This window comes from Arthrobacter sp. A5, from assembly GCF_051131705.1.
GTDB lineage: Bacteria > Actinomycetota > Actinomycetes > Actinomycetales > Micrococcaceae > Arthrobacter_M.
Genome location: NZ_CP180316.1, coordinates 3,237,606 through 3,258,282, shown reverse-complemented (window position 1 = coordinate 3,258,282; position 20,677 = coordinate 3,237,606). Strand labels below are relative to the sequence as shown.

24 protein-coding genes are annotated in these 20,677 nt (G+C 64.7%); 11 read left to right on the top strand and 13 right to left on the bottom strand.

All coding sequences use genetic code 11. The annotated features are described in order from the left end of the window. The first annotated feature begins 31 nt into the window (after nucleotides 1-31). On the top strand, nucleotides 32-661 hold the full coding sequence (locus tag ACLLJI_RS15335; RefSeq protein ID WP_434613939.1) for a TetR/AcrR family transcriptional regulator: 630 nt from the start codon (nucleotides 32-34) through the stop codon (nucleotides 659-661). A 73-nt stretch (nucleotides 662-734) separates the two neighbouring features. Next, nucleotides 735-1,346, top strand: a complete 612-nt coding sequence (locus ACLLJI_RS15330; RefSeq protein ID WP_283559493.1) for a hypothetical protein — start codon at nucleotides 735-737, stop codon at nucleotides 1,344-1,346. A gap of 71 nt (nucleotides 1,347-1,417) precedes the next feature. Here the strand turns inward: ACLLJI_RS15330 and ACLLJI_RS15325 are convergent, their stop codons facing one another. Genes ACLLJI_RS15325 through ACLLJI_RS15310 form a run of 4 tightly spaced genes read right to left on the bottom strand, consistent with a single transcriptional unit; the run spans nucleotide 1,418 to nucleotide 3,865 of the window. Further along, a complete protein-coding gene (locus ACLLJI_RS15325; protein ID WP_434613936.1) occupies nucleotides 1,418-2,287 on the bottom strand; it encodes a hypothetical protein in 870 nt (289 codons plus the stop codon). Nucleotides 2,288-2,316: 29 nt separating this feature from the next. After that, nucleotides 2,317-3,327: a 2,3,4,5-tetrahydropyridine-2,6-dicarboxylate N-succinyltransferase gene (dapD, locus tag ACLLJI_RS15320; RefSeq protein ID WP_434613933.1), complete on the bottom strand. Its 1,011-nt coding sequence runs from the start codon at nucleotides 3,325-3,327 to the stop codon at nucleotides 2,317-2,319. Between the two features lie 9 nt (nucleotides 3,328-3,336). Continuing rightward, on the bottom strand, nucleotides 3,337-3,732 hold the full coding sequence (locus tag ACLLJI_RS15315; RefSeq protein ID WP_434613930.1) for a VOC family protein: 396 nt from the start codon (nucleotides 3,730-3,732) through the stop codon (nucleotides 3,337-3,339). Beyond that, the gene (locus ACLLJI_RS15310) at nucleotides 3,641-3,865 is read right to left on the bottom strand and encodes a VOC family protein (RefSeq protein ID WP_434613927.1); all 225 of its coding nucleotides are present in this window, start codon (nucleotides 3,863-3,865) and stop codon (nucleotides 3,641-3,643) included. The genes ACLLJI_RS15315 and ACLLJI_RS15310 overlap by 92 nt, the downstream gene beginning before the upstream one ends. A gap of 89 nt (nucleotides 3,866-3,954) precedes the next feature. On the opposite strand from ACLLJI_RS15310, the gene dapE reads away from it, so the two are divergent. Next, on the top strand, nucleotides 3,955-5,049 hold the full coding sequence (gene dapE / locus ACLLJI_RS15305) for a succinyl-diaminopimelate desuccinylase (RefSeq protein ID WP_434613924.1): 1,095 nt from the start codon (nucleotides 3,955-3,957) through the stop codon (nucleotides 5,047-5,049). A gap of 24 nt (nucleotides 5,050-5,073) precedes the next feature. Here dapE and ACLLJI_RS15300 read toward each other — a convergent pair whose 3' ends face one another. From ACLLJI_RS15300 to ACLLJI_RS15285, 4 genes are all read right to left on the bottom strand, one after another. After that, entirely contained in the window at nucleotides 5,074-5,922 is an 849-nt protein-coding gene (locus ACLLJI_RS15300; protein ID WP_434613921.1) for an amino acid ABC transporter permease, read from the bottom strand. Continuing rightward, complete coding sequence (locus tag ACLLJI_RS15295) at nucleotides 5,919-6,569, bottom strand: amino acid ABC transporter permease (RefSeq protein WP_283559488.1); 651 nt, start codon at nucleotides 6,567-6,569, stop codon at nucleotides 5,919-5,921. The genes ACLLJI_RS15300 and ACLLJI_RS15295 overlap by 4 nt, the downstream gene beginning before the upstream one ends. A 95-nt stretch (nucleotides 6,570-6,664) precedes the next feature. Then, nucleotides 6,665-7,573, bottom strand: a complete 909-nt coding sequence (locus ACLLJI_RS15290) for a glutamate ABC transporter substrate-binding protein (protein ID WP_283559487.1) — start codon at nucleotides 7,571-7,573, stop codon at nucleotides 6,665-6,667. 98 nt (nucleotides 7,574-7,671) lie between these two features. Further along, nucleotides 7,672-8,427: an amino acid ABC transporter ATP-binding protein gene (locus ACLLJI_RS15285; RefSeq protein WP_283559486.1), complete on the bottom strand. Its 756-nt coding sequence runs from the start codon at nucleotides 8,425-8,427 to the stop codon at nucleotides 7,672-7,674. 127 nt (nucleotides 8,428-8,554) lie between these two features. Between ACLLJI_RS15285 and ACLLJI_RS15280 the strand changes: the two genes are divergently transcribed. From ACLLJI_RS15280 to ACLLJI_RS15260, 5 genes are all read left to right on the top strand, one after another. Next, nucleotides 8,555-9,316 (top strand): TIGR00730 family Rossman fold protein, encoded by a 762-nt coding sequence (locus ACLLJI_RS15280; RefSeq protein ID WP_434613916.1) that lies wholly within the window; start codon nucleotides 8,555-8,557, stop codon nucleotides 9,314-9,316. A gap of 96 nt (nucleotides 9,317-9,412) precedes the next feature. After that, nucleotides 9,413-9,736, top strand: coding sequence for a DivIVA domain-containing protein (locus ACLLJI_RS15275; RefSeq protein ID WP_434613913.1), 324 nt, complete (start codon nucleotides 9,413-9,415; stop codon nucleotides 9,734-9,736). Then, complete coding sequence (locus ACLLJI_RS15270) at nucleotides 9,733-9,921, top strand: hypothetical protein (RefSeq protein WP_434613910.1); 189 nt, start codon at nucleotides 9,733-9,735, stop codon at nucleotides 9,919-9,921. The genes ACLLJI_RS15275 and ACLLJI_RS15270 overlap by 4 nt, the downstream gene beginning before the upstream one ends. Nucleotides 9,922-9,955: 34 nt before the next feature. Further along, nucleotides 9,956-11,317, top strand: coding sequence for a hypothetical protein (locus ACLLJI_RS15265; RefSeq protein ID WP_434613907.1), 1,362 nt, complete (start codon nucleotides 9,956-9,958; stop codon nucleotides 11,315-11,317). Nucleotides 11,318-11,521: 204 nt separating this feature from the next. Beyond that, nucleotides 11,522-11,689 (top strand): DUF3117 domain-containing protein, encoded by a 168-nt coding sequence (locus ACLLJI_RS15260; protein ID WP_267544157.1) that lies wholly within the window; start codon nucleotides 11,522-11,524, stop codon nucleotides 11,687-11,689. A gap of 202 nt (nucleotides 11,690-11,891) precedes the next feature. Here the strand turns inward: ACLLJI_RS15260 and ACLLJI_RS15255 are convergent, their stop codons facing one another. Together ACLLJI_RS15255 and ACLLJI_RS15250 are read right to left on the bottom strand one after the other, a co-directional pair. Then, nucleotides 11,892-13,496 (bottom strand): S53 family peptidase, encoded by a 1,605-nt coding sequence (locus ACLLJI_RS15255; RefSeq protein WP_434613903.1) that lies wholly within the window; start codon nucleotides 13,494-13,496, stop codon nucleotides 11,892-11,894. A gap of 154 nt (nucleotides 13,497-13,650) precedes the next feature. Beyond that, complete coding sequence (locus tag ACLLJI_RS15250; RefSeq protein ID WP_434613900.1) at nucleotides 13,651-14,283, bottom strand: O-methyltransferase; 633 nt, start codon at nucleotides 14,281-14,283, stop codon at nucleotides 13,651-13,653. Between the two features lie 224 nt (nucleotides 14,284-14,507). Here ACLLJI_RS15250 and ACLLJI_RS15245 point away from each other — a divergent pair, with 224 nt between their 5' ends. The 3 genes from ACLLJI_RS15245 to ACLLJI_RS15235 all read left to right on the top strand — a co-directional run bounded on the left by ACLLJI_RS15245 (nucleotide 14,508) and on the right by ACLLJI_RS15235 (nucleotide 17,426). Continuing rightward, nucleotides 14,508-15,809: an ISL3 family transposase gene (locus tag ACLLJI_RS15245; RefSeq protein ID WP_434613694.1), complete on the top strand. Its 1,302-nt coding sequence runs from the start codon at nucleotides 14,508-14,510 to the stop codon at nucleotides 15,807-15,809. Between the two features lie 274 nt (nucleotides 15,810-16,083). Next, on the top strand, nucleotides 16,084-16,779 hold the full coding sequence (gene sigE / locus ACLLJI_RS15240; RefSeq protein ID WP_434613897.1) for an RNA polymerase sigma factor SigE: 696 nt from the start codon (nucleotides 16,084-16,086) through the stop codon (nucleotides 16,777-16,779). Between the two features lie 155 nt (nucleotides 16,780-16,934). Further along, nucleotides 16,935-17,426 carry a twin-arginine translocase TatA/TatE family subunit gene (locus ACLLJI_RS15235; protein ID WP_434613894.1) on the top strand — a complete coding sequence of 164 codons (492 nt, stop codon included), beginning with the start codon at nucleotides 16,935-16,937 and terminating at the stop codon, nucleotides 17,424-17,426. A gap of 53 nt (nucleotides 17,427-17,479) precedes the next feature. On the opposite strand, the gene ACLLJI_RS15230 is transcribed toward ACLLJI_RS15235, so the two are convergent. The 3 genes from ACLLJI_RS15230 to ACLLJI_RS15220 are packed head-to-tail and all read right to left on the bottom strand — an operon-like array spanning nucleotide 17,480 to nucleotide 20,579. Further along, a complete protein-coding gene (locus tag ACLLJI_RS15230; protein ID WP_434621570.1) occupies nucleotides 17,480-18,640 on the bottom strand; it encodes an Mrp/NBP35 family ATP-binding protein in 1,161 nt (386 codons plus the stop codon). A gap of 33 nt (nucleotides 18,641-18,673) precedes the next feature. Further along, nucleotides 18,674-19,303 (bottom strand): DUF1003 domain-containing protein, encoded by a 630-nt coding sequence (locus ACLLJI_RS15225; protein WP_434613891.1) that lies wholly within the window; start codon nucleotides 19,301-19,303, stop codon nucleotides 18,674-18,676. Further along, a complete protein-coding gene (locus ACLLJI_RS15220) occupies nucleotides 19,296-20,579 on the bottom strand; it encodes a magnesium transporter MgtE N-terminal domain-containing protein (protein WP_283559476.1) in 1,284 nt (427 codons plus the stop codon). The genes ACLLJI_RS15225 and ACLLJI_RS15220 overlap by 8 nt, the downstream gene beginning before the upstream one ends. Between the last annotated feature and the right edge of the window lie 98 nt (nucleotides 20,580-20,677).

Here is a 20,677-nt window from a genome sequence, read left to right as displayed (position 1 = left end):
ATGATTTGGACCGAGCGTGCTAAAAAAGAGGATGCCCAAAGTTATCGATCCGCTGATCCGCCGCGAAGATGTGGTGCAGGCACTCTTCCAGGTGGTTGCCGAATCGGGTCTGGAGGCGGCCTCGCTGCGCGCCGTCGCAGCCGAAGCCGGGCTGGCGGTGGGGTCTGTCCGGCACTACTTTGACGGGCAGGCGGAGCTGATGATCTTTGCGTTCCGCACGGTGTCTGCACGGATCCGCGGGCGGCTTGAAGACAGGGTCGCGGCACTGGAGTCGGCCAGCGGTACCCGCGGGGCTCCGGGCGACAGACTCAGCGACGCCTGCGCCGAGGTGTTGCTGGAGCTGCTGCCTTTGGACGCGCAGCGGGAACTCGAATCGAGCGTCTGGCTCTCCTTTGTCACGGCCGCCCGCACCGACGTCGTTCTTGCGGCCGAAGCCGACAGCAGCTACCGGGGGACCGCAGGCCTGGTAGGGCGGATCATCATGGTGCTGTTGGCCTCGCCGGCCACGCGGACCGCGCTGGAGCCGGTGGTGGAGGCCGAACGGCTGCTTGCCCTGATCGATGGGCTGTGCCTGCATATGCTGCTCCAGCCGCGATGGACCACGGAGGAGCTCAGCCGGAATGTGCTCGGCGCCCATCTGTCCTCACTCCGCGGAGCCTGAGCGGAGTATTCTGGAACTGCAGACGACGGTTACCGCAACGAACCGGCGTTAGCGCGCGCAGAAAGGTAACGCAATGCATCACACTGGCGGTCCCGGCTGGCGAATAACGATGGACACCTCAGGGCCGATGATGATTGCGCTTTATCTAAGGGATTTGGCATCCCTGGCAGGGGCGGGCGAGCCGTCGCTGTGCGCCGCCGAGCCTCCCGCTCATTCCACCGATCCGCACCGGCTCGTGGCTGAATTCGGCGGGACCGCAACCCTCCGGCAGGAATGGGAGCAGTGGTGGACCCTGCTGTTGCGGCATTACCCCAAGATGTATCCCGAGCTCGCGGCGCCGGATTTCCCTGCCTTCAGCGACGTCCCGGCCCTGCAGCGCCTGCTGCAGGCCCACTTCGGTGCCGCGCTGAGCTGGGCCCGGGAGCGGCAGAGCGAGTACACGCTGCTGGCGGCCGGACGCGAGACGCTGGGCGCGACGTCGGTACTGGCGGAGCTGGTGCAGGACCGGGAGATGGAGCTGGGGCGCAATGCCAGGGACTTCACGCTCACGATCGTGGAGCTGCCGCTCGCCGAGCCCAGGGCCTGGTTTCTGGAGCCGGACCGGCTGCTGATGAGTTCGCGGCTGCTGGATGACCAGCTGAATTTCCGCAGCTATGTTCAGCCGGTCGTGGAGCTGCTGGTCTGACCAGCGGGTGCCGCAACCGGCGCCGCGATTGCGCCGGCGTGCGACGCGGTGCAACCGGCACCTGTCGGAGATCACGGCGTTGGCGCGTTGAGCGTAATGCGGACCTGGTCCGCCGCGGCGTTGGAAACCTGCCAGCCCTTGTTGACGCCGCCGTCGTTCTCCGTCCTGATCCACGTCCTGCCGTCGAACGCGACCTCGGTGATATTGAGCGAGTCGGCGTTGGCCACCGCCCACTGGGCATAACCCCAGCCGACCGTACCCGCGGCGCTGATCGTGACGCTGCCGGCACCGCCGGACGCAGGCACCGCGCCATAGGCACGATCCAGCTCGTCAAGTACGGACACCTGGTCTCCCTTCCCCGTGGCCGGATTCAGCGTGCAATTGAGCGCGGCGGGGGAGAGGCCGGACAACGCCGACGCGAAGGCCTTGCCCTGCGGCTCGCGCTGTGCGTAGGCCTCCGGATACGCCGAACGCTGCACCTGCTGGGCCGCCTGGGTGATGGGCAGCGTTTCGTAGCCGTTCACCGTGATCAGGACGTTGAAAAAGGCATTCGTGGCGTAGACCGGGTCGAGGATCTCCTCGGCGGTGCCCCAGCCCTGGGACGGGCGCTGCTGGAACAGGCCCAACGAATCCAGATCACCATGGGTAATATTGCGCAGCTTGGATTCCTGCAGGGCCACCGCCAGCCCGATCGAGGCCGCCCGCGCCGGAAGGCCGCGCCGGACGGAGATGGCCGTGATCAGGGACGCATTCCCCGTCTGGTCGGGAGCCAGCGAATAGGAGCCCGCGCCGGTGCTGGCCGTACAGCCGACGGAAAGCGCACGTGCACCCGGCCTGAAGAAACTCACCGCCCCGAGGCCGGCCGCGACCACCAGAACTATGGCGACCCCGATCGAAAGCAGCCAGATCAGGGCTGCCCGAAGGCTCCGTTGCGCTCTCATGTCAGGACTCCGGGACCGCCGCGGCTGGACTAATTGGCGTGCAGGGCAGCATTGAGCTCCACGCTCTGGCCTTGACGCGGCAGAACCTCGACCTCACCGGTGCCGGAGTTACGGCGGAACAGCAGGTTGGGCACGCCGGAGAGTTCACTGGCCTTGACGATGCGGGTGGTGTCTTCGCCGCCGGCGTCCCTCGGCCCCACCAGGCGCACGCGCGTGCCGGCCGTGACGTAGAGGCCGGCCTCTACGACGGAATCGTCACCGATGCTGATGCCCACGCCGGAGTTGGCCCCGAGCAGGACGCGCTCGCCGAGCGTGATTTTTTCCTTGCCGCCGCCGGAGAGCGTCCCCATGATGGACGCGCCGCCGCCAACGTCGGTGCCGTTACCGACCACCACACCGGCCGAAATGCGTCCTTCCACCATGGATTCGCCCAACGTGCCGGCGTTGAAATTCACAAAACCCTCGTGCATTACCGTGGTTCCCTCGGCCAGATGGGCCCCCAGGCGCACCCGGTCTGCGTCTGCCACGCGCACGCCGGACGGGACAACGTAGTCCACCATCCGCGGAAACTTGTCCACGCCAAAGACGGTCACGGGCCCGCGGCGGCGGAGTCGGGCGCGGGTCAGCTCGAAGTTCTCCGGCGCCGCCGGGCCAAAGCTGGTCCACACGACGTTGGGCAGTTTGCCGAAAATCCCGTCCAGATTCATGCTGTTCGGCGCCGCCAGCCGGTGAGAGAGCAGGTGCAGGCGCAGGTAGGCGTCTGCCGTGTCCGCGGGGGCCTGATCCAGGTCGATCTGCGCAAATACCACCTTCTGGCCCACACCGCGGTCGGGATCGTTCCCGAGTTCGGCCAGGGCGGTCAGTTGGGGATCGGCTTCCGGGGCGTCACCGAGAGAACCGACGGCGGAACCCAAGGCAGGCGCCGGGTACCAGACATCCAGAACTGTCCCGCCGTCGGTCACTGTTGCCAGCCCGAATCCGTGGGCGGTGCGGCCATGATCGGCGGGGGCTGTGGGCCTTACGGCGGCAGTCTCAGTCATAGGCCCAGTTTACCGGGCGGCGCGGCCGTTGCCGAAAACCAGCCCCCGCCTACTGCCGGGAAGGTGATCGGCTGACTCGCCTCGCGATCCGCTGCCGCGGGCCGCCCGGAGGTCCTCCGCTGCGCCGGCACACCCCGGCCGGACTGTGCCGCTGCCGGCCGGGCTCAAAATACCGCTGGCCTGGCTCAGACCAAACTCATTGCCCTCCGAGTCCTTAAACTGCGCCCACCACGCGCCCCAGGCCTCGACCTTGGGAGCCTGGGTGAACTCCACGCCCTTTTCCACCATCTCCCGGTGGGTTTGCTCAATATCCTCACAGGTGAAGACGCATGGACCGAAGGACGGCTTGTGCGCATCGTCCCGAAACAGGACGATGCGGGTCTGTGCACCGGGCGGCGACTTCAATCCACCTGGGTCCATCCGCTTCCCCCATCGGCTGGTCCGTGTGCAGCGTCCACCCCAGCACTTCCGTGTAGAAGGACTCGGCCCGCGGCTGATCGGCAACGTTGATGGTGACGAAGCTGACAGACGAAATCATGAATTCTCCCGGTGCGTCGGAACCGGCATGCTGCAAAGCTACGGCCTCCCGGGCCAGTAGTAAACGCATCGCCCCGCTAGGCTGGAGCGATGACTCATGCATTGGACCTGCACCAGGATGTTGCCCGGTTAACGGCCGACCTGATCGACATCCAGAGCGTTTCCGGTGACGAGGGCCCATTGGCCGACGCCGTGGAAGCTGCCCTGCGCACCCTGCCGCACCTGGAGGTGCTGCGTAACGGAGACGCGATCATGGCGCGGACCAGGCTGGGACGGGCTGAACGGGTTATTCTTGCCGGCCATCTGGACACCGTTCCGCTGCCGACCGTGCCCGGCTCCCGCGGCACCGTCCCGGCCCGCTGGGACGGCGCCCCGCACGAAAACGCGGTGCTGTACGGCCGCGGCGCGACCGACATGAAGGGCGGGGTCGCCGTCCAGCTGGCACTCGCCGCCACCGTGACGGAACCGACCAAGAATGTCACCTTCATTTTTTACGACCACGAAGAGGTGGAGGCATCCAAGAGCGGGCTCGGCCGGCTGGCCAGGGACCAAGCGGACTGGCTGCAGGCCGATTTCGGCATCCTGCTCGAGCCGACCAACGGCACCGTGGAGGGCGGCTGTAATGGCACCATGCGTGTTGAAGCCACCACGCGGGGGAAAGCGGCGCACTCGGCCCGGTCGTGGATGGGGGAGAATGCGATCCACGCGGCCGCCGACATTCTGGCCCGGTTGCGGGACTATCAACCGCAGACGGTCACCGTGGACGGACTGGAGTACAGGGAGGGCCTCAACGCCGTCCGGGTCAAGGGTGGCACAGCCGGGAACGTCATCCCGGACGAGTGCGTGGTGGAGATCAATTATCGCTTTGCCCCGGATAAGACACCTGATCAGGCCGAGGCAGTGGTCCGTGCGCTGCTGGACGGCTTCGACGTCGTCCGCACCGACGCAGCCGCGGGCGCCCGACCGGGGCTGAACCATCCGGCCGCAGCCAGCTTCGTGGCCGCAGTCGGCGCTGAGCCCAAACCCAAGTATGGCTGGACGGACGTGGCCAGGCTCGGTGAGCTGGGAATTCCTGCCGTCAACTTCGGGCCCGGGGATGCCCTGCTGGCGCACAGCGACGATGAACATGTGGCAGCGGAAGACATCCGCGCCTGCCTGCGTGCCCTCGGCCGCTGGCTCGGCTAGAGTGTAGTACTCCGCTGAGGCATCCTAGGCGTCCGCCATGACCTTCGGCTGGATCTTGATGGCCTTCGGTCCGCGGCGCAGTCGCCATTCCAGCCACTTCGCGATTCCGGACAGTAGTAGGCACAACACGATATAAGTAGCACCGGCGACCATCAGTGCCGGCAGCACTGGAGAGCCGTACTGGGCCTGCGTGCCGAAATAATTGGCCTGGAACAGGATTTCATTGAAGGTAATGATGAAGCCCAGCGCGGTGTCCTTGAGGATGACCACCAATTGGGCGATGATCACGGGCAGCATCGCGCGCACCGCCTGCGGCAGCAGGATCAGCCGCTGCACCTTGCCCTTGGACAGCCCAATGGCGAATCCGGCCTCCTTTTGGCCCTTGGGCAGCGACTCGATTCCGGCGCGGAAAACCTCCGCGAGCACGGAGCCGTTGTAGGCGATAAGGGCGACGACGACGGCGGTGAAGGGAGTGATTCCGTGCACGCCCAACGGCGGGAGTCCGTAGTACAGGATCATCATCATGATCAGGACCGGAATGGCGCGGAGCAGTTCGGTCACCCAGTAACACGGCAGGCTGATCCAGCGGTGGTCGGAGAGGCGGCCGAAGGCGAGCAGGATGCCGAACAGCAAGCTGCCGACGGCGGCGGCTGCGAAGGCTCTCAGCGTGACGCCGATACTGGACAGGATGGTCTTTTGGACCAGCGGGAAGGTGAAAATCTTCCACTTGGCGGCAGTGAACTGGCCGCTTTCGGTGAAACGCAAGATGATGAAGCCGATAATGGCCAGCACCACCAGCACGGTGATGACGCTCAGGACCACGTTGCGGGATCGTGCCCGGGGACCGGGGGCGTCAAAAAGAATCGAGGTCATCGTGCAACCCTCCACTTGTTCTCGAAATAGCGCTGCAACGGGGACAGGACGCCGATGACCAGGATGACAAAAATGAGGGCCACCCAGAGCAGACCGGTGAGCGCAGGGTAGCCGCGCTCACTGAGGTTCGCGCGGATGGCACCGGCCTCCAAGACCGAAAAGCCCGCCGCAACAGTCGTGTTCTTCAACAATGCGATGAAAACACTGAACAGCGGCGGAATAACGGACCGGAAAGCTTGCGGCAGGATCACCAGAGTCAGGGACTGCATAAATGGCAGGCCAATGGCCCGCGCAGCCTCCGCCTGGCCGACGGGGACGGTGTTAATGCCGGAACGGATCGCCTCGGCCACGTACGTGGCCGTATAGAGGGACAGTCCAATGGCAGCGGCGGTGATGAAATTGACCGGCACCAACCCAAGCTTGGGGTAGCCCAGAGCGAAGAACGCCAGGATAACTGTCAGCGGCATGTTCCGGACGGTATTAACGTACAGTGTTCCGGCCGCCCGCATGGCGGGAACGGGGGAGACCCGCATCGCCGCAACAATGGTGCCCAGAATTAAGGCAAAAACAGCCGAGACGATGAAAAGGATCCCGGTGTTCTTAAACCCCGTCGTGAACAGCTCGAGGTTGTCGGTAAGTGTGTTCACAATGCCCTGTCTTCTTCAATTCCGTCCGGTGCCGGTGGAACCGGTGGTCCCGGCCGCTGCATGCTGCCGGGACCACCGGTTGGTCAATCAGCGATTCAGTACTGGTCGACCTTGGGCTGGTCCACCTGGGTCCCGGACTTACCGAGCGTGCTGTCATAGATCTTCTTCCAGGTGTCCCCGCCGTCGGTGAACACCTTGTTGATGAACGTCCGCAGCGCGGTGTCACCCTTGGGCAGGCCGACGCCGTACTTTTCGGTGGTGAAGGGCTCACCGACAACCTTGAAGGCATCCGGCTCCTGGGCTGCGTAGCCGATCAGAATTGCCTGGTCCGTCGTGACAGCATCGACCTGGCCGCCCCGGAGCGCCTCGATGCACTTGGAGTAGGTGTCAAACTCAGTGGTCTTGGTGTCAGGAAAGTTGGTCTTGATGTTCTGGATCGGCGTTGAACCCGTGGCCGAGCAGACGTTCTTGCCGGCCAGGTCCTTCTCGCTCTTGATGGTCGTGTTGTCCTTCTTCACCAGCAGGCCCTGGCCGGTGACGAAGTACGGGCCGGCGAAATCGATCAGCTGCTTGCGCTTGTCCGTGATGGAGTAGGTGCCGACGTAGTAGTCGATGTCGCCGTTCGTGATAGCGGATTCACGGCTGGCCGACGGGATCGGCTTGAACTCGATTTTGTCCTGGGCGACGCCCAGCGAGGCGGCGACCCACTTAGCGATTTCGATGTCGAAACCGGTGTATTCACCGGTCGCAGCATCCTTGAATCCGAGACCAGGCTGATCCTGTTTGACACCGACCCGGACCGTTCCGCTGGACTTGATCTTGTCAAACGTGGGGCTTCCCGTCAGGGCAACGTCCTTGGCGACGGTGTAAGAGGGCCCCGCGCTCGCGTCGGCTCCCGGGGCAGCGCCGCCGCCGCCGGATCCGCCGCACGCCGTCAGCGCCAGTGCTGCCGCCGCAATGACGGCTGCGGCCCCCAGCCGCTTCTTGGCAATAAATGCCTTCATGGTGTTCCTTTCATAGGCGGGCCACTCCAGCGGCCCGATGCGAGTTCACTTGGACTGGATCGGTCCGGCGCCTGCGGCGGCCGGATCGGTCCAGTCGGTCAGTGCGTCAGGATTTTAGACAGGAAGTCCTTGGCACGGGCGCTCTTGGGATGGGTGAAGAAGTCCTCAGGCTGGCTGTCTTCGACGATCTGACCGTCGGCCATAAAGACAACCCTGTCGGCGGCTTTCCGGGCAAAGCCCATCTCGTGCGTGACGACGATCATCGTCATGCCCTCCTTGGCCAGACCGATCATAACGTCGAGGACCTCATTGATCATTTCCGGATCCAGCGCCGAGGTCGGTTCGTCAAAGAGCATGACCTTGGGCTTCATGGCCAGGGCCCGCGCGATGGCAACGCGCTGCTGCTGGCCGCCGGAAAGCTGCGCCGGCAATTTCTGCGCCTGATGACCGACGCCGACCCGTTCGAGCAGGGCCATGGCCTGTGATTCAGCCTCGGCCTTGGATGTGCCCTTGACCTTGATCGGGCCCAGCGTCACATTTTCCAGAATGGTTTTGTGCGCGAAAAGGTTAAAGGACTGGAACACCATGCCGACGTCGGCGCGCAGGCGGGCAAGTTCCTTTCCTTCAGCGGGAAGTTTCTTGCCATCGATACGGATTTCGCCGTCGTCGATCGTCTCCAGCCGATTAATGGCCCTGCAGAGGGTTGACTTCCCGGACCCCGAGGGCCCGATGACCACAACCACTTCTCCGCGTTTAACCTCCAGATTGATGTCCTGCAGGACATGCAACGCACCGTAGTGCTTGTTAACCGCGGTCAGTTCCACGAGCGCAGGCGCAAGAGCTTCATTGGTCATAAGGAGAATCTACCGAATGTTACGGGCTGAGCAACAACAAATGGGTGTAAGGGCGAAGATCGTGACGCTATAGAAACAATGAAAATCGCTGCACGGAACGGCGCAGATCGTGGCATAACCTTAGGGAATGAGTGCACCAACGGAATCGAACCGCCGCAGGTCCCCGCGCCGCAAGGGCCCTATTGAGCTCCGCCGGGACCAGGCGCAGGGCTCGACGTCGGATGCCCGACTGCTGGACTCGCGCAACGGGGGCGACTTTACGCACACCGATCCCTGGCGCGTCATGCGGATCCAGAGCGAATTCGTTGAAGGGTTCGGCGCGCTGGCGAATGTGGGGCCAGCCGTCAGCGTTTTCGGATCGGCACGCACAAAGCCCGGCACTGTTCATTATCAAATGGGCGTGGATGTGGGCCGGCGGCTGGCGGAAGCGAAGATTGGCGTCATCACTGGTGGCGGCCCGGGGTCCATGGAAGCCGCCAACAGGGGCGCCTGCGAGGCCGGTGGTCTCTCCGTGGGACTGGGGATCGAGCTTCCGTTTGAGCAGGGCATGAACGAGTGGGTGGATTTGGGCATCAACTTCCGGTACTTCTTTGCCCGCAAGACCATGTTCGTCAAATACGCCCAAGGGTTCATTGTGCTTCCCGGCGGCCTGGGGACCCTCGATGAACTCTTTGAGGCAATGGTGCTGGTACAGACGCAAAAGGTCACCTCTTTCCCGATTGTCCTGATCGGCAGGCAGTTCTGGGGACCGATGATGGAATGGATTAGCAGCACCCTGGTGGCGGACGGTTTGGTGTCGCCGAAGGACCTGAAGATCGTCCAGTTGGCGGATTCCGCGGACGAAGCAGTGGCTATGATTCTGGCCGGCGGCGTGACGGGCCGGCAGTAAGCGGCTTCGCTGGGAATTACCGGATTTGCGGGGAAGGGGCTGCTTCGCGGTGGCCTTCCTCAGCAAACTACCATCCGGATCTGGCACCATGGGTCAGTGACATATTTCCTGATCTTCCTGGCCATTGCCGTGGCCGGAGCCGTAGCGTCGTACGTCGTCGGGCTGAACAAGGCCTCCGCCGGCACTTCTGCCGCCGCCGACGATGGATTTACCGCGCCGGTGGCCAATCTGCCCCCGGTGCTGCTGCCGGAAATCCCGCAGCCCGAAGATGTGGACAGACTGCGGTTTTCCCTTGGATTGCGTGGCTACCGGATGGATCAGGTGGACGAGGTGCTGGACCGGCTGAGGGACCAGCTCGCGGCCAAAGACGCCCGCATAACCGAGCTGGAATCGCTGCCCCGCGGGGAATCAGCGCTGTGAGCGTCCTGACTGTCCGGGCGGATGGAAAGGCCTGTTGCGGCTGGGCCGGCATGAGCCCGAAGGCCGCATATGAGCGCAAGCACGATGTGCAGTGGGGGCGCCAGGTCAGCGGTGAGCGGGACCTGTTCCGGCGGCTCAGTCTGGAAGCATTTCTGCACGGTTGCCGGGTCCGCGGCAATGCCTAGCCCCAACGGTGCTCGGGTCCCGCAGCCCCGAGCCATGACTGCGCAAGGTACCGCCGGGACACCCGTACCCGTGGCAGCACCCGCGGCGGCTCGACGGACGGTCACGGCACCCGGTACGGGGACGCCGCCCGTGGGCGACGGATTGCAGCCACCGGACGCAGCCTCCCGGGAAAGGTCCGCCGTGCCGACCATCAATGACACGCTGTGGCAGCAGGCCCAGCGCCTCGGTGCGGCCGTACGGCGCAGGCCCTGGTGGCTGCAGATCACGTTGATCTATCTTGCTGCACGGTTCGTCTCCTATTGCATCTTCGAAGCGGTTTCACTGCATCAGGGAGCCAGCCCCTGGGGTCCGGCGCACCCGGATTACCTGCACTTCGTGGGTATTTGGGACAGCACCTGGTACAAGGGCATCTTTGACAACGGCTATCCGCAGACGATCCCGCGTGACGCTGCCGGGGTAGCACAGCAGAATCCGTGGGCGTTTTTCCCGCTGTACCCCCTTCTGGTCCGCGGGTTAAGTGCGGTGACAGGGCTCGGATGGCTGGTGCTGGCACCCACGGTTTCCTTGCTCGCAGGGCTCGGCGCGGCGTTGGTGATCTACCGGCTCTTCCGTCGGTTCGCTTCGGTGGCGACGGCGATGTGGGGCGTCGTTTTCTTCGTCACGTTCCCGATTTCCCCCGTCCTGCAGGTGCCCTATGCTGAAGCGCTCAGCACTCTCCTGCTGGCGTCCGCGCTGTATCTGCTGGTCCGGCAGCGTTACCTCTGGGCCGTCCCTGTGGTCCTGTTGATGTGTCTCTCGCGACCGGCTGGCGTGCCCTTCGCCGCCGTCGTCCTTGTTCACCTGCTCCTGCGCCTGTTCCGCCGGAAAACGGAGCCGGTCAGGCGTCCGGAGCTTCTCAGGGGCATGGTGCTGCTGCTGGTGAGCGTACTTTCCGCGGTGGCCTGGCCACTGATTGCCTGGGCTGCAACCGGAGAGATGAAGGCCTATACGGACACCGAAACGGCCTGGCGCGGGTCTTCTCTGGTGCTGATTGCGCCGTGGTTCGACACCGGCCGTCAGCTGTTCGGCCCCGTGCTGGGCCTGGTCGCCCCCGTCATCTTGGTGCTGCTTTTTGCGCTGTTTATCAATTCCCGGGCGGTCCGGACCATCGGCACGGATCTGCAGCTGTGGTGCGTGGCGTATTTCGGCTACATTATCGCTGTCCTGCAGCCACAGACCAGCACCTTCCGTATGCTCCTCCCGCTCTTTCCGCTGGCCCTGGCCGCCGCCGTCGTGTCCCGCTCCCGCGCCTATCGGGTTACGGTGGTGGCGCTTTTTATCCTGCTGCAGATTGTCTGGGTGACCTGGCTATGGGCGTGGGCGCAGCTGCCCGGCGGGGGAGACTATCCGCCGTAGATCCGCGCCCCGGATGGTCCATCGCCGGGAGCTGCGATTAGCACCGCACCCTGTTCTACAGGATAATGGTGTGAGCGAACGAACAAGGGCAGACCGGATTGCCCCAACCGCACGGCCCGTCATACGGCGGCGCGGCTGACGTTACCTCGCGGTCGGGGGATCTGCAAAGAGACCAGCGCCCGCATAATGTGAAGGGAAGTCCTTATGGCGGCGATGAAACCCAGAACCGGCGATGGTCCGATGGAAGTTACAAAAGAGGGCCGCAGCCTCATTATGCGTGTCCCGCTTGAGGGCGGCGGCCGCTTGGTCGTTGAGCTGAAGGTTGCCGAGGCGGTCAACCTGAAAGAATGCCTGATCGGCGCCACGGAATAAAACGCTGGCATAACGGTGCCGGAAAACCGGTACCGAGCATGGCCTTAACGGATAGAACCTACCGGAATAGAACCCTGCCGGAATGAGACAGGACCTCAGCGGTCCGCCGACCCGCCATAACAAAGAGCGGGTCGGCGGACTGCTGATCACTTTCCGGGAGAGTGGCTGCGGAACCAGGGCAGGCGGGTCGGCGGGCTGCTGATCACTTTCCGGGAGTCCGTTTTCCGGGAATCAGCACAGCCAGAATCCCTGCACCGTCAGGTACGCCGAGACCGGTGCAGGCATCCCAGCCCGGCCCCGCCGCGAAGGCTCCGTTGTTGCCGCTGACGATGTCCCTGAAGCCGGCCGGAACGGCTCCATGCCCGGTCTTGCCGTAGAGCGCAGGCTGCACCAGGCCTAGTCCGTGCCCGGCAGCCTGTGCCAGCCTGGCAATAAGCGCCGCCCACAGGGGTGACACGGCGCTGGTCCCGCCGATCACCATATCCTTGCCGTCCACCCGGACGCGGTACCCGGTTTGCGGATCCGCTACGGCGGATACATCCGGAACTCCGCGTCCCGCTTTCCCGGCCGGAGCCGGGACCCCTACGCTGCCCTGCCAGTCGGGCAGACCAAAACTGCGGCTGACTCCGCCGCCGGTGGCTCCCCCAGTGGCTCCGTTGTTCCACACCGTTTCCGAGTTGACCTTACCGGTGCCCGGGGAGGCGTCCAGCCGGGTGCCGCCGCAGGCCAGCGCGTGCGGGCTGGAAGCGGGGAAGTCGACGTGGGCGGCGCTGTCCGCTGCCCTGTCCGTGCTGCCGTCGTCGCCAGCCGCCGCCGTGACCGTCACGCCCAGCAGGGCCGCATCCTGCAGTGCCTGATCCAGAGCGTTTCTGGCCTGTCCGGTCCAGGCGTCTTCGCTTTGGCCCCAGCTGATGCTGATAGCTGCCGGGGCGGGCACGGCGTGCGCTGCCATGCTGACGGCATCCAGAAAACCGGCGTCCGTGTTCGGTGCGAAATACACGACAATCTGTGCTCCGGGCGCTAACGCTCCTGCCACTTCAATATCCAACAGGACCTCCCCATCCGCGCCCGACGGGTCCTGGCCGGGACGGTTGACGGCACCGTCCACGCCGACGGCGCGCACCGATGGACCGGGGATCCCCAAGGTCGCGAAGTAGGTGTCCAGGTCGGCCTGCTCATAGCCGCCGCCAAGCTCGATGATGGCAATGCTCTGCCCCGTGCCGTCGAAGTCCTTCGGAAAGTTGTAGACGCGGCCCAGATCCAGCGGTGTATAGGAGACGGCCTGCGCGGCGGATGGAGCGACCCGGAAGAGCGTGCGCGACTGGGGCCTGTCGTCCAATCCGAGCACGGCGGTGACCACACCGTCCAGATTGACCGGAACACTTAACATGCCGGTGCGCTGGCGGTGGCTTTCGGTCTGGCCGGCCGGACCAGCGACGTCCACCTGGTTCAGTTCCGTGCCGAAGATGCGGGACATGACCTCTGCCGTGCCGGATACCCGGACCCGCCGGGACGGAGCGTCGCTTTCAAGCACTGTCGCGCCGAGCGAACTGAGGGTTGAGGTGACCAGATCAAGATCCTCCGGCGCGGCACCGTATGCGCTGGCCATGGCCTGCGCATCCTGCGGTGAGCTGAACGCTTCGCCGCCTGGCTCCGCACGTCGTCGCAGGACCACGGTGGCGTCCACTTGGGAAGCCGGATGCAGCGGGCGCGCAGCCGCGGGTGCTACGCCGGCCACTGCCTCCCGTTCGCTGCCCGGCAGTTGCCGCAGTTCCAAGGCCGCGGGGGCGACGGTGGGGGACGGCACGCCCGGCTGTCCTTCGCCCGGCTGCCGTTCGCCCGGCTGCCCTCCGGGCCGCGCGGCACGTGGCTGTTCAGAGGGGTTTTCCTGAGGGTCTGACATTCTCGTATTCATGTACCCGGTCTACCACCGGATACAGACAAGGAGAAGAGCGCAGACGCTAACGCTTGACGGCGAGCAGCAGTCCGTCGCCGGTGGGCAGCATGGCAGTCATGAGCCGGTCATCCTCGCGCACGGCCTTGCCCACTTGGCGCAGAATCACCGTACCGTGATCCCGAATCGCCGGATCGGAGACGCGGTCCTTGTCCAGTGCATCATTGACAATGAGGAGGCCGCCGGACTTAAGCAGTCTGATTGCCTGCTCCACATACCCCGGGTAGGAGGGCTTGTCGGCATCGACGAAGACCAGATCGTAGGCGGAATCCGTCAAACGCGGGAGCACATCCGCCGCGCGTCCGGAGATGGTTCGGGTGCGGTTGGCCGGAGAGCCGGATTCGACGAACGCCTCCCGTGCGGCCTTGAGATGGTCGACGTCGATGTCGATGGTGGTCAGCACGGACTGACGGCTGAGCCCGCGCAGCAGGCAGACGCCCGAAACTCCCGCTCCGGTGCCGATCTCCACCGCGGTCTGCGCCTTCGACACGGCAGCCAGCACCGTCAGTGCGGCGCCGACGCCTGGGCTGACGGGAATAATCCCCAGCTCATGGGAGCGTTCACGGGCGCGCAGCAACACATCGTCCTCGGAAGGCAGGCCCTCCGTGTAGGACCAGCTGGTGGACTTGTCGGCACTCATGAATTCAATTTTCCTCATCTGTTGCACGGTTTGATTCCAAGCCTACTGCCTGCCGGGTATATGCTGCGCCCGCGTAACGCAAGGCGCTGTCAGTCTATTTCCAGATTAATTTGGCTCTTGTGACATATCCGTGGGCGTGACCTGCGCGCCTTAACGACCACACGCCGCTTTCTACCTAGGATTTTTGACTGTCAAAGGTACAAAAATCGAGGTTGGAAAACGGCGTGCAGAAATCAAGCATATGGTGCACCCTGCTGGGTGTCGAAAAAACGATTGTCCGGGGTCTGGATTTCGAGGAGGACACCGGTGTTTTCATCGCCTTGGTGAGCCCCATGAAGTCCATGCGCAACCGGTGCGGGATCTGTTCCAGGCGGTGCCGCCGATACGACCGCGGCGGTGGTCCCAGGAGATGGCGGACCCTGGATCTGGGAACCATCGAAACCTACCTGGTCGCCGAATCACCGCGGGTGCGCTGCCCCGAGCACGGGGTCACCGTCGCCGCCGTCCCGTGGGCCCGGCACCAGGCTGGCCACACCAGGATCTTTGACCAGCAGATCGCCTGGCTGGCCACCCAGACTTCCAAGAGCGCTGTCACCCAGTTGATGCGCATCGCCTGGCGCACCGTGGGCTCGATCATCGATCGGGTTTGGAAGGACACCGCCGCGACCTTCGACCCGTTCGCGAACCTGACACGCATTGGCATTGACGAGATCTCTTACAAGCGCGGACACAAGTACCTCACCGTGGTCGTGGACCATGATTCGGGCCGGCTCATCTGGGCCTCGCCGGGACGGGACAAGGCCACCCTGGGCAAGTTCTTCGACGCTCTGGGGGACGAACGGTGCACCGAGATCACGCATGTATCCGCGGATGCGGCCGAGTGGATCGCCACCGTCGTGGCCGCGCGCTGCCCCCAAGCGGTCCGCGTGGCCGACCCGTTCCACATCGTCATGTGGGCCACCGACGCCCTGGATGCAGAGCGGCGCACCGCCTGGAACCGGGCACGGAAAGCGGCCCGGGAGAACGAACCGGCCCGTGGCCGCGGACGACCACCCAAGGTCGCGCCGGAGAGGCCCGACAGTGAGCGGGCCACCAAGCTGAAGAACAGCCGCTACGCACTCTGGAAGAACCCCGAGGACCTCACCGAAAAGCAGCAGGCGAAGCTGTCCTGGATCGTGCAGACCGACCCCGTCCTGGGCCGGGCCTACTACTTGAAGGAAGGGCTGCGCACGGTCTTCAAGCTCCCTTATGCCGAAGCCGTGGTGGCCCTGGACCGATGGGTGTCCTGGGCCAGGAGATCCAGGATCCCCTCCTTCGTGAAACTCCAAAAGGCCATCGTCAAGCACCGCGACAGCATCCTGGCATCCATCGAACACGGGCTGTCGAACGGACGGATTGAATCCATGAATACGAAGATCAGGCTGATCACCCGGGTGGCGTTCGGGTTCAAGTCCCCCGAGGCCCTGATCAGCCTGGCCATGCTCAGCCTGGGTGGCCGTAAACCGGTGCTCCCGGGACGGAAATGACCCACGGATGTGTCAGGAGAGCCATTAATTTGACATAATGAAAGTTCCTGAATATCAGCAACGGACGCTGACGTACTAGTCTGCGGAACGGCTGGTCGACGGCGGCAATGACGACGGCGGCGTGAAACCATCCGGTCCTCCCGTGGCAACGAACCCCTAGTGTCAGAGACGTTTTACCGGCGGACCATCTGCCCGGCTGGACCGATCTGACGGCACGAGCAGCGCACGACGCCAAACCGGGTTTCCGGGAAGGCCAGGACAGAAAGGAGCGGCCATGAGTGCATCAGCGGCGGCTGCTAAGCATGGGCCGGTTCTTCCGGTGCCTCCGTCCGGATCATCTGCCGGCTCCGGTTCAGCGGAACAGCCTACGGAAACCGAGTGGGAGGTGCCGTCCTGGGAGGACGTCGTCACCAACCATTCCGCAAAAGTCTTCCGCCTCGCCTATCGCCTGACCGGCAACAGATATGACGCGGAGGACCTCACCCAAGAGGTATTCGTGCGGGTGTTCCGGTCGCTGGCAAACTTCAAGCCCGGTACCATGGACGGGTGGCTGCACCGGATCACCACTAACCTGTTCCTGGATCAGGCGCGCCGCAAGAGCCGCATTCGTTTTGACGCACTGGCCGACGACGCCGATGCCCGGCTGCCGGGCAAAGACCCGGGGCCGGAGCGGATCTTCGAGTACAACAACCTTGATATCGATGTGCAGGCAGCACTGGAGGCCCTCCCGCCGGACTTCCGCGCCGCCGTCGTCCTGTGTGATCTCGAAGGCCTCTCCTATGACGAGGTCGCCGAAGCACTCGGGATCAAGCTCGGTACGGTGCGGTCGCGGATCCACCGCGGCCGCACGATGCTCCGCGAGTCCTTGGCCCACCGAGCGCCCGGCCGTGCCGGTGACGCGCCCGCGACGGCCGGCCGGAAGGCAGCGAAGCCGCGGCTGAAGCTTCCGCGGATCGCCGGCATTCACTAGCCGAGGCATCCGGCTGCGGTCCGACGGCGTCGGCAGGCCGATGTCGTGGTGGTGGGCCGGTGCCGCCGAGTCCCCCATATGGTCGCAAGAATCCGGCATAATGGGCGGCAGCGCTAAATCGTTGCTTTTCAGCTGGAGAGGGTAATCTTCCTAAGGTGTTTGGAATCAATACTCCGGAGTTGATCATCATTGCCATCGTGGCAGTGTTGGTGATCGGCCCTCAGCGGCTGCCCGAATACGTTGAGAAGCTCAAAAACCTGATTCGTGAGGTCCGTCGGATGGCGGCCGGGGCGCGGGAGACCATCAAGGACGAAGCCGGCGTAGATCTGGACGAGATCGACTGGAAGAAGCTTGACCCGCGTCAGTACGATCCGCGCCGGATCATTCGTGACGCTTTGATGGACGACGAAGAAGCTCCGGCCAAGCCGGTCAGCCCCTCCGCGCCGGTCGCGGCCGGGGCAGCATCCGGCATGATCACCGATGGCGTATCGCCGAACGGCGCGTCACCAAATGGCGCGTCACCAAACGGCACGGGACCGCACGACACCGCAATGTGGGGTGGCCCGGCTGGCGGCCCTGAGCCGGCGAAAACGTTCGAACGGCTGACCGCCGGAGAGCGGGCACCCTTCGACCTCGAAGCGACGTAGTTTCGCCGGACCCGGCGCACGACGCCGCCTGGCCCGGGGGAGCCTGAATCCTGCTAGCCCGGCGTGATACCGAGTTTGAGTCCGGACAGGCCGCGCGGCCGCGACGCCAGCTGATCGGCGATCTCCTGCAGCGCGTCGGCGGCGGCCGATGCCGGCGCGCACTGCACTACCGGGGCCCCGTTGTCCCCGCCTTCGCGCAGAGCAATGTCCAGCGGGATCTGGCCCAGCAGCGGCACCGGAGCATTCACCGTCCGGGTGAGCCGCTCCGCCAGCAGCCTGCCGCCGCCGGAACCGAAGAGGTCCATGATACTGCCATCCGGCAGGGTCAAAAAGGACATGTTTTCGATCACGCCCGCCACCTTCTGCCCGGTCTGCAGCGCGATGGCCCCCGCACGTTCGGCCACGTCAGCGGCGGCGGCCTGCGGCGTGGTGACGACCAGGATCTCCGCTTTGGGCAGCAGCTGCGCCACCGAAATAGCCACATCCCCGGTTCCGGGCGGCAGATCCAGGAACAGCACGTCCAAATCCCCGAAGTAGACATCGGTAAGGAACTGCTCCAGCGCCCGGTGCAGCATTGGCCCGCGCCAGGCCACCGGTTGGTTGCCGGTGACGAACATGCCGATCGAGATGACCTTCACGCCGTAGGCCACCGGCGGCAGGATCATTTCATCCACCCGGGTGGGGCTCTGGGTGATCCCTTGCTGCGTCAATCCCATCAGGCCCGGGACGGAAAAGCCGTAAACATCCGCGTCCACGATGCCCACGCGCAGGCCTTTGGCAGCCATCGCACAGGCCAGATTTACGGTGACGCTGGATTTGCCGACACCGCCCTTACCGCTGGCCACTGCGTAGATGCGCGTCAGGGAGTCGGGGGCGTTGAACGGGATGCCGCGGCTGCCGCCGGAGCCCTTGAGCCGTTCCTTCAGGGCCTGCCGCTCCTCGGTGCTCATCACGATCAGCTCCACGTCAACACCGGTGACGCCGGCCACCTCGCCAAGCGCCCGTGCCGTGTCGGAGCTGAGCGTATCCCGCATTGGGCAGCCGGCAATGGTGAGCCGGACGACGGCGCGTACCCGGCCGCCGTCGTCGACCGTTAAATCCCCGACCATGCCCAGCTCGGTGATCGGCCGGCGCAGCTCCGGGTCGATGACGCCGGCCAGCGCGGCCCGCAGGTCTGCCTCGCGCGGCCCCGTGGTGGTGGCCCGCGCCGGCATCCGGTCCGCTGCGTTCATGTCATCCGGCATCGCTCAGATAACCGGACCCGCCGCGGGAGCGACGCTCTTGGGCTGACGGGTTTTGCCGGAATTCTGCGGTCTCCCCGGCCCCCGGCTGTCCCGGGATCTTTCGCGCATCTCCTGCGCCGGCGTTTCGCTATCCGTCTCCTGGTCCTGGGCCGCCAACAGCTCCTCCAACAGCGACCGCAGCTCGGACCTGACAAAGTCACGGGTAGAGACTTCCCGCAGCGAGATCCGCAGGGCGGCCACCTCGCGGGTCAGGTACTCGGTGTCCGCCAGGTTGCGCTCATCCCGGGCACGGTCCTGTTCGATCGTGACGCGGTCCCGGTCATCCTGCCGGTTCTGCGCCAGCAGGATCAGGGGCGCGGCGTAGGAAGCCTGGGTGGAGAAAAACAGGTTCAGCAGGATGAATGGGTATGGATCCCACTGGAACCCGAACAGTCCGATTACATTGAAGGCAATCCAGAGGATCACAAAAATCGTCATGTAAAGCAGGAAGTTCGCCGTGCCCATGTACCGCGCGAAGCGCTCGGCGAAGCGGCCGAAGGTGTCAGGATCGCTGGCGAAGTTCGGCAGCATGCGTGATCTTAGCTCGCGGGGGGTGTCCAGGTCGCCGGCCTTGGACGGGCGCTTCTCAGCCAATTCGGCCTCCCAGTCTTCTTATCGGGGCACCGTCATCATGGGTTCGCCAATCGTCCGGGAGCAGGTGGTCCAGGAGGTCGTCAACAGTCACCGCCCCGACTAAGCGGCCGGCCTTATTAACCACCGGCAGGGAATTGAGATTGTAGGAGGCCATGATGTGGCTGACCTCGCTGACAGTGGCATGATCGGAGACGGGTTCCAGCATGGTGTCCACGATGGTTCCGAGCTGTTCCGGCGGGGCGCTGCGTAAAAGCTGCTGGATATGCACCACACCGAGGAACCGCCCCGTCGGTGTTTCCAGCGGCGGCCGGCAAATGAAGATGGCGGAGGCCAGTGCGGGGGAAAGTTCCTCGCTGCGCACGTGCGCGAGCGCCTCGGCCACGGTCGCCTCCGGAGGGAGGATCACCGGCACCGGCGTCATCAGACCGCCGGCCGTGTCGTCGTCGTACTGCAATAGACGGCGGACGTCGTCGGCGTCGTCCGGGTTCATCAGCGCAAGCAGTTCCTCGGCCTTGGCCGGGGAGAGATCCGCCAGCAGATCCGCGGCGTCATCGGGATCCATCTCCTCGAGCACATCCGCTGCACGCTCCTTGTCCAGCGCGGAAAGCAGCTGGACCTGGTCCTCTTCCGGCAGCTCCTGCAGCACGTCCGCCAGCCGCTCATCCTGGAGCTCGCTGGCCACCTCCATGCGCCGCTTATCGCTCATTTCCTGCAGCGCATCGGCAAAGTCCGCGGGTTTGAGATCTTCATGCGTGGCGACAAACTGGCTGGCGCCCTGCGGTTCGGTATTTTCGCCCTGATTGGCGTCAGACCAGTCGATCAGCATGGTGTGACCGCGGCGCAGCCCGCGCAGCCGCGAGGTGGACGATCCACGGCGGACGAACAGCTTCGAGATCAGCCAGTCACCGTTGCGCATCTCATCCATGGCGATGTCTTCCACCACGGCTTCGCCGCTGCCGTCGGTCAACGTGACCTTGCGGTCAAAGAGCTCCCCAACCACCAGCATTTCCGCGCCGCGCTGTTCAAAACGGCGCAGATTGACCAGACCGGTGCAGATGATCTGCGTTTGTTCCATCGAGGTCACGCGGGTCATCGGCACGAAGACGCGTTTTTTACCCGGGACTTCGACGACGATGCCCACCGCGTGCGGGGCTCCGCTGACTCCGCGGGCGAGCACGACGACGTCACGCAGTCGTCCCAGCCGGTCACCCAGCGGGTCAAAAACGTCGAGTCCGAGGAGACGCGCAACGAAGACGCGTGAGGGATTGGTGCTCACTACTACAGGCTACGTTGCAAGCCGCCAAATGGGGGAATTCCGGTCCCCATTGTGGCGTTCGATTCCGGTCCCTTAGGCTCCCTGACAGCCGGCGGCGG